Below are 13,521 nucleotides of genomic sequence, written 5' to 3' on the forward strand. Positions count from 1 at the left end.
GGCCCGCGTGACGACCCCCGGCAGCGACGGCGAAGGCATCGGCGGCGAAGGCGTCGGCGCCGAGGACACCGGCGGCGGGAGCGCCGACGGCGACGGCACCCGGTGCGTGCGGGCCGGGCTGCCCGAGCCCGCCCCGGGGCAGCCGTTCCTGCCCGGCCCGGTCTTCGCCGCGCCCTACCACCTCGACCCACGGCAGGGCCCGGCGGCGAGCCCGAACGGGTACGGCCGGCCCGACAACCCGACCCGGCGGCTGCTGGAGGCGGCCATCGGCGAGCTGGAGGGCGGCGACGTGCGCGTCTTCGCCAGCGGACAGGCGGCGATCACCGGCCTGCTGCTGGCCCTGCTGCGCCCCGGCGACACGGTGGTGCTCCCCGCCGACGGCTACTTCCCGGTGCGGGCGTTCGCCACCGACACCCTCGCCGGGATCGGCGTGCGGGTGCTGTTCGCGCCGACCGCCGGGCCGTACCCGTCGTTCGCGGGGGTGCGGCTGGTGCTGCTGGAGTCGCCGGCGAACCCCGGCCTGGACGTCGCCGACGTGCCGGCCGTGGCCGCCGCCGCGCACGCCGCCGGTGCCCTCGTGGCGGTGGACAACACGACGGCCACCCCGCTCGGCCAGCGCCCGCTGGACCTCGGCGCCGACGTGGTCGTCGCCTCCGGCACGAAGGCCCTGACCGGCCACTCCGACCTGCTGCTCGGCTACGTGGCGACCCGCTCCGCCGGCCTGCTCGACCCGGTCACCGCCTGGCGCGCCATGACCGGCGCGGTGCCGGGGGCGTTCGACGCGTGGCTGGCGCACCGCTCCCTGGCCACCCTGGACCTGCGGCTGGCCCGGCAGAGCGCCAACGCGGAGGCGCTGGCCCGGCTGCTCGCCGGCCGGTCCGACGTCACCGGCGTGCGCTGGCCGGGGCTGCCGGGCGATCCGGCGTACGCGCTGGCCTCGGCGCAGCTGCGCCGGATGCCCGGGGTGCTCTCCTTCGACCTCGGCGACGCCGAGCGGGTGGCCCGCTTCGTCACCGCGTCCCGGCTGGTGGCCGCCGCGACCTCCTTCGGCGGGCTGCACACCACCGCCGACCGGCGGGCGCAGTGGGGCGACGACACCCCGCCCGGGTTCGTCCGGCTCTCCTGCGGCGTGGAGGACACCGCCGACCTGGTCGCCGACGTCGCCGCCGCCCTGGAAGGAAGGGCCCCCTGTTAACGCATGCGGTAGAGAAGGGTTCCCCTCTCACGCCCAGCCGGGCCGGGGCGAGGTGGTGGCCCACCCGCCGGCCGGCGGTGCGGACCGGACGGCGGGTGGGCCACGACAGGGGGGCCGGAGTGCGGCCGAGGGCGGGAACGAGGACGGGCCGCGTGGTCCGGCCGGGACGGGGGACCCCCCGGCCGGACTACACGGCGGTCAGTGGCGGCCTCAACCGGTCACGCGGCCTCAACCGGTCACGCGGCCACGGACGCCCGCGCGACCGGGGGCGGTCAGGGGCGGGGCGGGGCGGCGGCGAACGCGGCCCAGGCGGCCGGCGGGAAGAGCAGCGCCGGGCCCGTCGGGTCCTTCGAGTCGCGGACGGCCACCGCGTCCGGTACGACCGCCATCTCCACGCAGGCTCCCTCGTCGCCGCTGCGGCTGCTCTTGCGCCATCGCGCCGTGGCGAGGGCCGCGCTCGTCGTCGGGGTCATGGTTCTACCGTCCCTTCAGGAGTCGAAGGAGCTGGTCCCGGGTGGCCGCGGGGCTGAGTGCGACCGTCCGCAGGTGCTCCATGATCTTGGTGCAGGTACGCAGGTCGCCGGGCCGGTCGAGGACCATCTGACCGGCGACCGTTTCCACCGACGCGATGTGCGGGTCCTCCGGGTCGGGGAACTCCAGGATGTGCAGCGACCCCCGGGTGCCCCGGTGGTAGCCGGCTGACAGGGGGATCACCTGGACCGTGATGTTGGGCAGCTCGGCCATCTTGAGCAGGTGGTGCAGCTGCGCCTCCATCACGGCCTGGCCGCCCACGGGGCGCAGCAGGGCGCCCTCGTCGATGATCGCGTCGAGGATCGCCGGGTCGTCGCCGGTGATCCGCTGCTGCCGGTCGAGTCGCAGGTGGACGCGCTGTTCCACCTGCTCGTCGCTGAGGGTGTGCGGGCCGCCCCGCATCACCCCCCGGATGTAGTCCGCCGTCTGGAGCAGGCCGGGCACCACCGACGGCTCGAAGTTGGCGATGCCGGTGGCCTCCGCCTCGAGCGCGATGAAGTCGATGGTCCGCCGGTCCAGCAGGTACGAATAGGACACCCACCAGCCGGGCTTGCGGGCGTCCTTGGCGAGCTGGACGGCGGCGGCGAGCTCGTCGGCGCCCACCCCGTACAGGGTGAGCAGGGCGCGCACCGTGGCCGGGCTGATCAGCGTCTGGGCGTTCTCGTACCGCGAGAGGGTGCTCCGGGTGCTGTTGATCTCGTCGGCGGCGGCTTCGAGGGTGAGGCCGGCCGCCTCCCGGTGCGTACGCAGCGCGATGCCGAGCCGTCGGGCCCGTGCCGTCTTCGGTGCCATGCGTCGATGGTGGCACACATTTCCGGGAAGGTGTACATGAGAGAACGGCGATGAGAGTTGCATTCACGCCGGTCCACATGCCAACCTGTGATCAGTTCCTCACTGCCGGTTGTCGTGGCGACGGCGGTGGTGAGTGACCGGAGGGGATGGGGCGCGTGGCGATCGGGTTTTCTCCCCCGTACCCGATCGCCGCGTGCCGCCACCCGGGACGCACCGGAAGGGACTCGCATGACGGTGACGGCCTGCTGGCCCCGGGTGTCGCGGTGTCGCTGGTGCGCGCACCCCGTGCTGCGCGACAACGACGACGTGTGGATCCACGCCCACCTGGCGTACGTCTGCCGGGACCGCACCGGCGCTCTGGCGGCGACCACTGCGGAGCCGGAGGGCTCGCCCGCCCGGTCGGCGTGGGGCGTTGCGGGAGGCCGGCGGTGACCCGGTTCCTGGTGGTGCTCACCGACGTCCGCCCCGTCGACGGCGTGCGCCGGGACGAGCGGCAGGCCCCCGAGCGGCGGCGGCAGGTGGTCGGGGCGAGCAGCCGGGAGGCGGCGGACCGGATCGCCGGCGCGTTCATGGCGCTGGGCATGGTCCGGGCCGGGCGGCAGCGGGTGAAGGTGATCGCCGTCGGCCGCCGCTACGGCCTCTGACGGCCCGCCGCCACGGCCTCCGGCGGGCCGTCGGCCGCTGCCTGTCCGAGGTGAGGGGGTTACGCAGCGTATAAGCACCGATGACCGGTTGCGCAGTGCTGCCGCTTCTCCCCGGGTATCAACTCCGTTGTCCGGCCACGCACAGTAAGGTCATCCGGGTGAGCGCCACCGGCGAGCACCACGAGCCTCGCAGTCGCGACGAAAGGGTGACCGAGTGACCACCCCAGGCAAGACCCGTGTGGCCCTCGTCTTCGGCGGCCGCAGCCCCGAGCACGGCATCTCCTGCGTCAGCGCCGGCAGCGTGCTGGGCGCGCTCGACCCCGACGAGTTCGAGGTGGTCCCCGTGGGCATCACCCGCGCCGGCAAGTGGGTGCTGACCAGCGGCGATCCGGCCGAGTTGGCGATCAGCGCCCGGCGGCTGCCGGAGATCACCGCCGAGGCCGGCGCCGACCTCGTGCTGCGGGCCGACCCCACCGGCAACGGGCTGCTGGTGCTCGACCCCGCCGAGGGGCCCCGGGCGCTCGCCGACGTCGACGTGGTCTTCCCCGTGCTGCACGGCGCGTACGGCGAGGACGGCACCATCCAGGGCATGCTGGAGATGGCCGGCATCCCGTACGTCGGGGCGAACGTCTTCGCCTCCGCCGCCGCGATGGACAAGGAGTTCACCAAGAAGCTCTGCGCCGCCGAAGGCATCCCCGTCGGCCCGTACGCGGTGCTGCGCAACGGGGTCACGCTGTCCGAGGAGGACAAGCAGCGGCTCGGGCTGCCCGTCTTCGTCAAGCCGTCCCGCGCCGGCTCGTCGTTCGGCATCACGAAGGTCGACGACTGGGCCGACCTGGAGGCCGCCGTCGCCACGGCTCGGGAGATCGACCCGAAGGTGCTGGTCGAGGGCGCGATCGTCGGCCGGGAGGTCGAGTGCGGCGTGCTGGAGGGCGAGGCCGGCGGCGGCGCGGAGGCGTCCGTCCTGGCCGAGGTGCGGGCCGGCGGCGACCACGACTGGTACGACTTCGAGGCGAAGTATCTCTCCGAGCCCGAGTACGACCTGCCGGCCACCCTGCCCGACCACGTGACCCGGCAGGTCCAGGAGTACGCCGTCCGCGCGTTCTCCGCCCTGGACTGCGCCGGGCTGGCCCGGGTCGACTTCTTCGTCACCCCGGACCTGGACGTCTACCTCAACGAGATCAACACGATGCCGGGCTTCACCCCGACGTCGATGTTCCCGCTGATGTGGGCCGCCTCCGGGCTGGAGTATCCGAAGCTGGTCAACCGACTGATCCGCACCGCCCAGCGGCGCGGCGTCGGCCTGCACTGAACGCGCGCAGCCGCCGGGGCGGTGGGGATCAGCCGGCGCACCGTGCGAGGGCCGGTCAGCCGGCGCAGCCGGCAGCGGTTGGTCAGCCGGCGCAGCCGGCGGGGGCGTCGCCGCCGGAGGGCACCGAGGCGACCACCACGTCGGCAATGGGGCTCACCCACTGGAGGGCCGACCCGTACGTGCGGGGCACGGTCACCCGCACCGCCGTCTCCCGGTCCAGCGTGGTGAGCACCGTCGCGTCCGGCCCCTCGGCCGCGTACCAGCAGACCGTGTTGACCACCCAGACGTCGTCGGTGTCGCCCGGCGTCGGCTCGGCGCCGCCGCAGGCGATGGTGAGCGCCGGGTCGCCGTACGCGGCGTTCTGCTCGGGGCCGGCGGTGACCGGCCGCTGGGCCAGGTCGCGCACGGTCGACGGGAGCTGCGACGTCAGGGCGCGGCACACCGTCGCGGGCCGCTCGGCCAGCCGGGGGGCGGCCATCTCGACCGGCGCGGTGGACTGCGGCCCGGCGCTGGTCGCCGTCGGGCCCGGCCCGGCGGCCGGCGCGTCCGGGGTCAGCTTGGCGAAGGTGAACCCGGCCACGGCCACGGTGACCGGCACCGCGACCAGCGTGGCCAGCAGGGCCGCGCTGCGGTTGGTGCGGTCCCGGCGCGGCGCGCCGCCTTCGTCGGTCGTGCCCCGCTCGGCGGCGGACTCGGAGGAGGAAGTCATCTCGGCCACTTACAGGCGCACCACCGAACACGTGAGGGTGCGGGTGATGCCGGGCACCATCTGCACGTTGCTGACGATGAGCTTGCCGAGCTCGTCGACCGTGTTGGCCTCGGTGAGCACGACCACGTCGTACGGCCCGGTGACGGCGTCGACCCGCACCACGCCGGGAAGGTCGCCGATCAGGCCGGCCACGTCACGCGCCCGACCCACCTCGGTCTGGATGAGGATGTACGCCTGTACCACGACTCGACCTCCGTCCGTCGCCGCCGCTGGGCGGCCCGAAGGGTGAAACTACCTTACGGACCAGGTCTGATCCCTATCGGTGGCCAAGGAGAAGCGGTGAGCGAGCGCGACGGGCGCGACGGCGGGCGGGGCGCGGGGCGATCCCGGGTCCACGGCAGGCGGGGCACGGGACCGACCCGGGTCCACGATGGGCGCGGGCGCGGCGGGGAGCGGGCATGAGCGTGACCGGAATCGGCGAGTTCGGGTTGATCGACCGGGTCACCGCCCGGCTGCCCCAGGGGGCGTCCTGCCTGCTCGGGCCCGGCGACGACGGTGCGGTGCTGGCCGCGCCGGACGCCCGGGTGGTCGCCTCCACCGACGTGCTCGTCGAGGGGCGGCACTTCCGCCGCGACTGGTCGGCCGCCCGCGACGTCGGGCACCGGGCGGCGGCGGCCAACCTGGCCGACATCGCGGCGATGGGCGCCACCCCGACCGCCCTGCTGGTGGCCCTGTGCATGCCGACGGACCTGGACCCGGCCTGGGCCGAGGAGCTGGCCGACGGGCTCGGGGCCGAGGCCGCCACCGTGGGCGCGAGCGTGGTCGGCGGCGACATGTCGGCGAGCCCCACGCTGACGATCGCCGTCACCGCCCTGGGCGACCTGGGCGGCCGGGCCCCGGTCGTCCGCTCGGGGGCCCGCCCGGGGCATGTCGTGGCCCTGGCCGGCCGCAGCGGGTACGCCGCCGCCGGTTACACCGTGCTGTCCCGGGGCTTCCGCACGCCGAAGCTGCTGGTCGAGGCGTACCGGCGGCCCGAGGTGCCGTACGCGGCCGGGCCGCTCGCCGCCCGCCTCGGCGCCACCTCGATGATCGACGTCTCGGACGGGCTGCTGGCCGACCTCGGGCACGTGGCCCGCGCCAGCGGGGTCGGCATCGACGTGCGGCGGGACGCCTTCGAGGTGCCCCGGCAGATGCGCGACGCCGCGCAGGCGCTGGGGGTCGACCCGTACTCGTGGATCCTCGCCGGCGGCGACGACCACGCGCTGGCGGCCACGTTCCCCCCGGCGGTGGCGCTGCCCGACCCGTGGCGGGCCGTCGGCCGGGTGACGGAGGGCGCCGGCGTCACCGTCGACGGCGAGGCGTACGACGGCCCGACCGGCTGGGACCACTTCCGGTAGGCGGCCGGCCGGCCACGTACCCTTTTCCCGTGAGCGAGATCGAGATCCGCCCGGCCCGCTTCGACTCCCCGGAGGCACAGGAGCTCATCCGGGCCGCCCTGGCGGACCTGGGCCGACGGTACGGGGGCAGCGGCGACGACACCCCGGTCGACGCCGCCGAGTTCGTGCCGCCGCACGGCGCGTTCCTGGTGGCGTACCTCGCCGGGGAGCCGGTCGGGTGCGGCGGCTGGCGCAGCCACGGCGACGCCGGGGACACCGCCGAGCTGAAGCGCATGTACACCAGCCCGGCGGCGCGGGGGCGGGGCGTGGCCCGGGCGGTGCTCGCCGCCGTCGAGCGGTCGGCCCGCGAGCACGGCCGCAAGCGGGTCGTCCTGGAGTGCGGCGACAAGCAGCCCGAGGCGATCGCCATGTACAGCACGGTCGGCTACGAGCGCATCCCGAACTTCGGCTTCTACCGGGACCACCCGGGCTGCCTCTCCTTCGGCCGTACCCTCTGATCCACCGACCTGGCTCTGCCGGCCCGTGGTCTGGTCGCCGGGTCGGCCGGCGCGGGCGGCGGGCCGTCAGGCGACGGTGACGCGGATCTCGGCGGCGGCGGCGCGGGCGGCCCGCTCGGCCTCGGCCGGGTCGACGCCCCAGGCCAGCACGTGCCCGCTGCGCCGGCCCGACGAGGTGACCGGCGCGACGGTCGCGCCGACGGCGGTGTCGAGCTGCACCTCCAGCACCCCGGGCACCCGGCGGGCCGGCCGCAGCCCCTCGACGCCGGTGACGGTGCCCGGGTCGGCGAGCAGGAACTCCACCGCCGCCGCCCCGGTCGGCCGGACCGGCGGCGTCGGCCGCTCGCCGCGCAACACCCGCAGGTACGCGTCGATGAAGCCGTACTCGTAGCCGATCGAGATCAGCGCGGTGATCATGTCACCGGGCAGCCGGGCGGCGCACTCCACCAGGTGCGGCACGCCGTCGACGACGATCCACTCGCTGTGCAGCACCCCGGTGCGGAACCCGGCGGCGGCGCACAGCCGCCCCGCCGCGTCGAGCAGGTCACGACGGGCCGCCCCGGGCAGCGCCGACGGCACGGTGTGCCCCGTCTCGACCGGCAGGGGGCCGGGGAGCACCCGCTTGTCGGTGACGTTGCCGAAGATCACCTCGCCGTCGGCGACGAGCAGCTCGACGCTGTGCTCCCGGCCGTCGAGCACCTGCTCGGCGAGGACCTGCGTGGGCAGCCCCCGGTCGGTGGCCTCCGGCGGGGCCTCGGGGGACGCGGTGGCCGCCCAGGCGGCCGGGATCTCGGCCGGGTCGGCGACCAGCCGCACGCCCAGGCTGCCCGAGCGCCGGGTCGGCTTGAGCACGCAGCGACCGCCGTGCCGGCGCGCGAACGCCATCGCCTCCGCCGGCCCGCCCACCAGCTCGTACGCCGGGTTCGGCAGCCCCGCGTCGGCGGCGAGCAGCCGCATCCGGTGCTTGTCGGAGAAGACGTCGGCGGCCTCCGCCCCGGCGCCGGGCAGGCCGAGGCGGGCGGCGAGGCGGGCGGCGGCGCCCACGGCGTACTCCAGGCCCGGCATGACGAGGCGGGCCCCGGCCAGGTCGGGCTCGCGGGCGAGCAGCGCGTCCGCGTCGAAGCCCGTCTGGTATTCGGCCGGCACGACCCGGGACAGGACGGACAGCCGCCCGACCAGCCCGTCGATGCCGCGCCGGCTGATCACGTCGGGCTCCTCGACGACGACCACGCTGCCCGCCGGCAGCTCCTCGTCGAACCAGCGCAGGGTGCCCAGCGAGGCCCCGACGACGATCATCTCGGCGGGGCCCAGATCCAGGTCCACCGGTTTCCTCCCTGCTGGATACGCGGACACCACAAGCCGGCGGGCCCGAGGGCCCGCCGGCTTGTCGACGACGAGTGGGTCGGCGCTACCGCGTCAGGCGCGGGTGACCTTGCCGGCCTTGATGCAGGAGGTGCAGACCTTCAACTTCTTGGTGGTGCCGCCACCGGCCGGGGTGCGCACCGACTGGATGTTCGGGTTCCAGCGGCGGTTGGTCCGCCGGTGCGAGTGGGACACGTTGTGGCCGAAGCCCGGCCCCTTGCCACAGACGTCGCACACGCTAGCCACGGGATACTCCTGGGATTGATACGTTCATGAGGTCGCCGCCAGGCGCAGCCCGGGCAACCTGGTCAGGTTACCCGATCCCCCCGCCGCCGCCCAACCGGGCCCCTGGTGACGCCGAGGCAGGGGCGTTTCCGACGCCGGGCGTCGCCACGATGTCACCCGCCGTTCTGGCCTGGCCCACGACGACCGGCGCGCCCACGGTCGCCGACATCGTGGCGTTGCCCCGGGCGGGTGTCGGTGTGCGCCAGTAGGCTTCCCGACGTGCTGGACACCCTCGACGCCGCCGCGGTGCGCCGCTGGTGCGCGGGCGGGCTGGCCGCGCTGCGCCGGCACCAGGGCGAGATCGACGACCTCAACGTCTACCCCGTCCCCGACGGCGACACCGGCACCAACCTGGTGCTCACCCTCACCTCGGCCCAGCAGGCCCTCGCGATGGACCTGGCCACCCTGCCCGACGGCGGGCCCACCGCGCACGGGCACGCGCTGCGGCTGATGGCGCGCGGCGCGCTGCTGGGCGCCCGGGGCAACTCCGGGGTCATCCTGTCGCAGATCCTGCGCGGCCTCGCCGACGCCCTGGCCGCCGCCCCGGTGGTGCGGGGCCGGCAGCTCGCCGCCGCGCTGGGCGAGGCTGCTACCGCCGCCTACTCCGCCGTCGCCCAGCCCGTCGAGGGCACCGTGCTCACCGTGGCCACGGCGGCGGCCATGGGGGCCGGCTCGGCCGACAGCGACGACCTGCCCACCGTCGCCCGGGCGGCGGCCGGCGCGGCGGCCGGGGCGCTGGCCCGCACCCCCGAGCAGCTGCCGGCGCTCGCCCGCGCCGGCGTGGTCGACGCCGGTGGCCGGGGGCTCTGCCTGCTGCTCGACGCGCTGGTCGAGGTGGTCACGGGCGAGAGCCCGCGCCGGCCGGCCCCCGCGCCCCGCCCGGTCCGCCCGCCGGTCACGGCCGCCCGCGAGACCGGCTCGACCGACTTTGCGTACGAGGTGCAGTTCCTGCTCGACGCCGACGCCGACGCGGTGGCCCGGATGCGGCAGACCCTGGCCGGGCTCGGCGACTCGCTGGTCGTGGTCGGCGACGGGGCCACCGACGCGGCGTCGGCCACCTGGAACGTGCACGTGCACGTCAACGACGTCGGCGCGGCGGTCGAGGCGGGGGTGGAGGCCGGCCGGCCGCACCGGATCTCGGTGACCCGCTTCGCCGACCAGCCGCCCGCCGACCAGCCGCCCGCCGACCGGCTGCCCGCCGCGCCGGTCGACGCCGTCGACGCCCACGGCGCGGCGGCCCCCTCGGGCGACGGCCGGGCGGCCGTGGTGGCCGCCTCCGGGGCGGGCATCGCCGAGCTGTTCGCGGGGGAGGGTGCGACGGTGGTGCCGGGCAACCCGTCCACCGGTGAGCTGCTCGACGCGATCCGCGCCACGGCGGCGGCCCGGGTGGTGGTGCTGCCCAACGACCCGAACACCCAGGCCGTCGCCCACGCCGCGGCGCGGGAGGCGCATACGCTGGGGGTGCGCGTCAGCGTGGTGCCGACCCGGTCGCCGGTGCAGGCGCTGGCCGCGCTCGCCGTGCGCGACCCCCAGCGCCGCTTCGCCGACGACGTCATCGCGATGGCCGAGGCGGCGGGCGCCTGCCGCTACGCCGAGGTCTGCTGGGCCGGCCGCGAGGCGCTCACCGTCGCCGGCCCGTGCCGCCCCGGCGACGTGCTGGCCCTCGTCGAGGGCGAGGTGCACCTCATCGGAGCCGACCTCGCCGACACCTGCACCGCCGTGGTCGACCGCATGCTCGGCGGCGGCGGGGAACTGGTCACCCTGCTCTCCGGCGCGGACGCCCCCGAGGGGCTGGCCGACGCCGTCGCCGAGCACGTCGCACGACACTGGCCGTTCGTGGAGGTCCAGGCGTACGCGGGCGGCCAGCCGCACTATCCGCTCCTGGTGGGGGTCGAATGACGACGACGTCCGAGCCGGCCACGGTCGACACGCCGCTGAAGAAGCTGGTCGGGGAGAAGACGGCCAAGGCGCTGGCCGCCCACCTCGACCTGCACACCGCCGGCGACCTGATCTACCACTTCCCCCGGCGGTACGACGAGCGCGGCGAGCACACCGACATCCGGTCGCTCGACGTCGGCGAGCAGGTCACCGTGCTGGCCCAGGTGCGGCGCACCGACGTGCGGCCGATGCGCCAGCGCCGGGGCAAGCTGCTGGAGGTCACCGTCGGCGACGACTCCGGCGGGGTGCTCACCTGCACCTTCTTCGGCAACCAGGCGTGGCGGGAACGGGAGCTGCGCCCCGGCCGGTGGGGGCTGTTCGCCGGCAAGGTCACCGAGTTCCGGGGCAAGCGCCAGCTCAACGGCCCGGAATACGTGCTGCTCGGCGAGGGTGGCGACGGCGAGGCCGCCGCCAACGAGGAGGTCGAGGAGTTCGCCGGGGCGCTGATCCCGGTCTACCCGGCCGCCGCGGCCGTGCCGACCTGGGTGATCGCCCGCTGCGTGCGGGTGGTGCTGGACACCTTCACCCCGCCGGAGGACCCGCAGCCCGCCACCGTCCGGGCCACCCGCAACCTGATCGACCTCGGCACCGCCCTGCGCGAGATCCACCGGCCGTCGAGCAAGGAGGCCCTCTACCGGGCCCGCCGCCGGCTCAAGTGGGACGAGGCGTTCGCCGTGCAACTCACCCTCGTGCAGCGCAAGCACCGGGCCGCCGCCTGGCCGGCGCGGTCCCGGCCGCCGCGCGCCGGCGGGCTGCTCGACGCGTTCGACACCCGGCTGCCGTACGAGCTGACCGGCGGCCAGCGGGCCGTCGGCGCGGAGATCGCCGCCGACCTGTCCACCGCCCACCCGATGCACCGACTCTTGCAGGGCGAGGTCGGCTCCGGCAAGACGGTGGTGGCGCTGCGGGCGATGCTCCAGGTGGTCGACGCCGGAGGCCAGGCCGCGCTGCTCGCCCCGACCGAGGTGCTCGCCGCCCAGCACCACCGGGGCATCCTCGACCTGCTCGGCCCGCTGGCCCGGGCGGGGGAGCTGGGCGCCGCCGACGGGGCCACCTCGGTGGAGCTGGTCACCGGCTCGCTGGGCGCGGCGGCCCGCCGCCGGGCGATCGCCGAGGTCGCCGCCGGCCGGGCCGGCATCGTGCTCGGCACCCACGCCCTGCTCTACGAGGGCGTCGAATTCGCCGACCTGGGCCTCGTCGTGGTCGACGAGCAGCACCGGTTCGGCGTGGAGCAGCGCGACGCGCTGCGCGCCAAGGCGGAGCAGCCGCCGCACGTGCTGGTGATGACCGCGACGCCGATCCCCCGCACGGTGGCGATGACCGTCTACGGCGACCTGGAGGTCTCCGCGCTCACCCAGCTCCCGCAGGGGCGCTCGCCGATCGCCTCGCACGTGGTGCCGGCCGCCGAGAAGCCGGCGTTCCTCGACCGGGCCTGGCGTCGGCTGCGCGAGGAGGTCGCCGCCGGCCACCAGGCGTACGTGGTGTGTCCCCGCATCGGAGACTCGGGGGCAGGGTCCGGTGGCTCGGGGACCGGGTCGGAGGAGGAGCCGCCCCGGGAGGACGACAACGGCCGGCGGCCCCCGCTCGCGGTGACCGAGGTCGCCCCGCTGCTCGCCGAGGGGCCGCTGCACGGGCTGCGGATCGGAATCCTGCACGGGCGGCTGCCCGCCGACGAGAAGGACGCCGTGATGCGCGCCTTCGCCGACGGCGAGCTGGACGTGCTGGTCGCCACGACCGTCATCGAGGTCGGCGTCAACGTGCCCAACGCCACCGTGATGATCGTGCTGGACGCCGACCGGTTCGGCGTCTCCCAACTGCACCAGCTGCGCGGCCGGGTGGGCCGGGGCTCGGCGGCGGGGCTCTGCCTGCTGGTCACCGAGGCGGCCGAGGGCTCGTCGGCCCGGGAACGCCTCGACGCGGTGGCGTCCACCACGGACGGCTTCAAGCTCGCCGAGCTCGACCTGGAGCAGCGCCGCGAGGGCGACGTGCTCGGGGCGACCCAGTCGGGCCGGCGCTCGCACCTGCGGCTGCTGTCGCTGCTGCGCGACACAGACCTGATCCGCGACGCCCGCGCCGAGGCGATCGCGCTGGTGGAGGAGGACCCGGAGCTGGCCCGCCATCCGGCGCTGGCCGCCTCGGTAGCCGCCCTGGTCGACGCCGAACGCGCAGAATACCTGGAAAAGGGCTGATCGGCCCAGGCTTCCCGCCCAGCCGTGACTCCCCGCCGGTCCGTGCCAGGCCGATGATCGTTGCCTGGCTCGTGCCAGGCCGATGATCGACTCCATGTCGGCGACATGGCGGTATCAACGAGCCCGGTTACCGCCATGTCGCCGACATGCAGCCGCTCCCCGACCGGCGGTCCTGGCCACGCCGCGTTCCGTTTCGGGCCCGCTGGGCCGGACGGGGCCCTGCGCCCGTGCCCGCGCCCCGTGCCTGCGCCCGCGTCCGCGCCCCGCCCCGTGCCCGCGTCCGCGCCCCGTGCCCGCGTCCGCGCCCCGTGCCCGCGTCCGCGCCCCGTGCCCGCGCCAAGATCGTGCTGAAACACGGATCGAGTGGTATCCGAGCGGGCACGATGCCACTCGATCCGCGATCGAGCACGATCTGTCCGCTGTCCGCTGTCCGCTGTCCGCTGTCCGCTGCCCGCAGGGCGCAGGCACGGGCGCTGCCCCTGGGCGGGGTGCAGGGCGTGCGGCGCTGAGGCCCGGGCGTGCGGCGCTGAGGCCCATGCGTGTGGCGCTGGGGTCGGGCGTGCGGGACGAGGCACCCGCCACCCGCACCCGCCACCGCCACCCGCCGCCGCCACCCACCACCAGACACCAGACACTCGCCGCCCGACGCACGGCGAGGGCGCGCCGACCG

At 75.9% G+C, this 13,521-nt stretch carries 14 protein-coding genes; 8 read left to right on the forward strand and 6 right to left on the reverse strand.

The features are described from left to right. The first annotated feature begins 37 nt into the window (after positions 1 to 37). On the forward strand, positions 38 to 1,195 hold the full coding sequence (locus ACFYWL_RS26375; protein WP_386977866.1) for a cystathionine gamma-lyase: 1,158 nt from the start codon (positions 38 to 40) through the stop codon (positions 1,193 to 1,195). Positions 1,196 to 1,467: 272 nt separating this feature from the next. Here the strand turns inward: ACFYWL_RS26375 and ACFYWL_RS26380 are convergent, their stop codons facing one another. Beyond that, positions 1,468 to 1,668, reverse strand: a complete 201-nt coding sequence (locus ACFYWL_RS26380; RefSeq protein ID WP_386977801.1) for a DUF397 domain-containing protein — start codon at positions 1,666 to 1,668, stop codon at positions 1,468 to 1,470. 4 nt (positions 1,669 to 1,672) lie between these two features. Next, positions 1,673 to 2,518 (reverse strand): helix-turn-helix transcriptional regulator, encoded by an 846-nt coding sequence (locus tag ACFYWL_RS26385; RefSeq protein WP_043962299.1) that lies wholly within the window; start codon positions 2,516 to 2,518, stop codon positions 1,673 to 1,675. Positions 2,519 to 2,746: 228 nt separating this feature from the next. On the opposite strand from ACFYWL_RS26385, the gene ACFYWL_RS26390 reads away from it, so the two are divergent. The 3 genes from ACFYWL_RS26390 (at position 2,747) to ACFYWL_RS26400 (ending at position 4,474) form a co-directional block, all read left to right on the forward strand. Further along, positions 2,747 to 2,950 carry a hypothetical protein gene (locus tag ACFYWL_RS26390; RefSeq protein WP_386977806.1) on the forward strand — a complete coding sequence of 68 codons (204 nt, stop codon included), beginning with the start codon at positions 2,747 to 2,749 and terminating at the stop codon, positions 2,948 to 2,950. Then, complete coding sequence (locus ACFYWL_RS26395; RefSeq protein WP_074473793.1) at positions 2,947 to 3,162, forward strand: hypothetical protein; 216 nt, start codon at positions 2,947 to 2,949, stop codon at positions 3,160 to 3,162. The genes ACFYWL_RS26390 and ACFYWL_RS26395 overlap by 4 nt, the downstream gene beginning before the upstream one ends. Positions 3,163 to 3,376: 214 nt before the next feature. After that, positions 3,377 to 4,474 (forward strand): D-alanine--D-alanine ligase family protein, encoded by a 1,098-nt coding sequence (locus ACFYWL_RS26400; protein ID WP_386977809.1) that lies wholly within the window; start codon positions 3,377 to 3,379, stop codon positions 4,472 to 4,474. A gap of 82 nt (positions 4,475 to 4,556) precedes the next feature. Here the strand turns inward: ACFYWL_RS26400 and ACFYWL_RS26405 are convergent, their stop codons facing one another. Both ACFYWL_RS26405 and ACFYWL_RS26410 read right to left on the reverse strand, forming a co-directional pair. Further along, positions 4,557 to 5,183 (reverse strand): DUF3515 family protein, encoded by a 627-nt coding sequence (locus ACFYWL_RS26405; protein ID WP_386977812.1) that lies wholly within the window; start codon positions 5,181 to 5,183, stop codon positions 4,557 to 4,559. A 9-nt stretch (positions 5,184 to 5,192) separates the two neighbouring features. Next, positions 5,193 to 5,426 (reverse strand): Lrp/AsnC ligand binding domain-containing protein, encoded by a 234-nt coding sequence (locus ACFYWL_RS26410; RefSeq protein WP_043962303.1) that lies wholly within the window; start codon positions 5,424 to 5,426, stop codon positions 5,193 to 5,195. Between the two features lie 215 nt (positions 5,427 to 5,641). Here ACFYWL_RS26410 and ACFYWL_RS26415 point away from each other — a divergent pair, with 215 nt between their 5' ends. Next, positions 5,642 to 6,580, forward strand: coding sequence for a thiamine-phosphate kinase (locus ACFYWL_RS26415; RefSeq protein ID WP_386977817.1), 939 nt, complete (start codon positions 5,642 to 5,644; stop codon positions 6,578 to 6,580). A gap of 29 nt (positions 6,581 to 6,609) precedes the next feature. Continuing rightward, positions 6,610 to 7,077 (forward strand): GNAT family N-acetyltransferase, encoded by a 468-nt coding sequence (locus ACFYWL_RS26420; RefSeq protein ID WP_386977820.1) that lies wholly within the window; start codon positions 6,610 to 6,612, stop codon positions 7,075 to 7,077. Between the two features lie 66 nt (positions 7,078 to 7,143). On the opposite strand, the gene ACFYWL_RS26425 is transcribed toward ACFYWL_RS26420, so the two are convergent. After that, the gene (locus ACFYWL_RS26425; RefSeq protein WP_386977823.1) at positions 7,144 to 8,400 is read right to left on the reverse strand and encodes an ATP-grasp domain-containing protein; all 1,257 of its coding nucleotides are present in this window, start codon (positions 8,398 to 8,400) and stop codon (positions 7,144 to 7,146) included. Between the two features lie 93 nt (positions 8,401 to 8,493). Then, entirely contained in the window at positions 8,494 to 8,685 is a 192-nt protein-coding gene (gene rpmB / locus ACFYWL_RS26430; RefSeq protein WP_007075181.1) for a 50S ribosomal protein L28, read from the reverse strand. Positions 8,686 to 8,943: 258 nt separating this feature from the next. Here rpmB and ACFYWL_RS26435 point away from each other — a divergent pair, with 258 nt between their 5' ends. Both ACFYWL_RS26435 and recG read left to right on the forward strand, forming a co-directional pair. Beyond that, positions 8,944 to 10,623 carry a DAK2 domain-containing protein gene (locus ACFYWL_RS26435; protein ID WP_386977828.1) on the forward strand — a complete coding sequence of 560 codons (1,680 nt, stop codon included), beginning with the start codon at positions 8,944 to 8,946 and terminating at the stop codon, positions 10,621 to 10,623. Continuing rightward, entirely contained in the window at positions 10,620 to 12,851 is a 2,232-nt protein-coding gene (recG, locus tag ACFYWL_RS26440; protein ID WP_386977831.1) for an ATP-dependent DNA helicase RecG, read from the forward strand. The genes ACFYWL_RS26435 and recG overlap by 4 nt, the downstream gene beginning before the upstream one ends. Positions 12,852 to 13,521 lie beyond the last annotated feature (670 nt).

The organism is Micromonospora sp. NPDC002575, from assembly GCF_042889525.1.
GTDB lineage: Bacteria > Actinomycetota > Actinomycetes > Mycobacteriales > Micromonosporaceae > Micromonospora > Micromonospora carbonacea.

Bases quoted from the DNA above. Each gene is read 5' to 3' on its own strand.
- ACFYWL_RS26380 (WP_386977801.1), bottom strand. From the start codon at position 1,668: ATGACCCCGACGACGAGCGCGGCCCTCGCCACGGCGCGATGGCGCAAG.
- ACFYWL_RS26385 (WP_043962299.1), bottom strand. From the start codon at position 2,518: ATGGCACCGAAGACGGCACGGGCCCGACGGCTCGGCATCGCGCTGCGT.
- ACFYWL_RS26390 (WP_386977806.1), top strand. From the start codon at position 2,747: ATGACGGTGACGGCCTGCTGGCCCCGGGTGTCGCGGTGTCGCTGGTGC.
- ACFYWL_RS26405 (WP_386977812.1), bottom strand. From the start codon at position 5,183: ATGACTTCCTCCTCCGAGTCCGCCGCCGAGCGGGGCACGACCGACGAA.
- ACFYWL_RS26415 (WP_386977817.1), top strand. From the start codon at position 5,642: ATGAGCGTGACCGGAATCGGCGAGTTCGGGTTGATCGACCGGGTCACC.
- recG (WP_386977831.1), top strand. From the start codon at position 10,620: ATGACGACGACGTCCGAGCCGGCCACGGTCGACACGCCGCTGAAGAAG.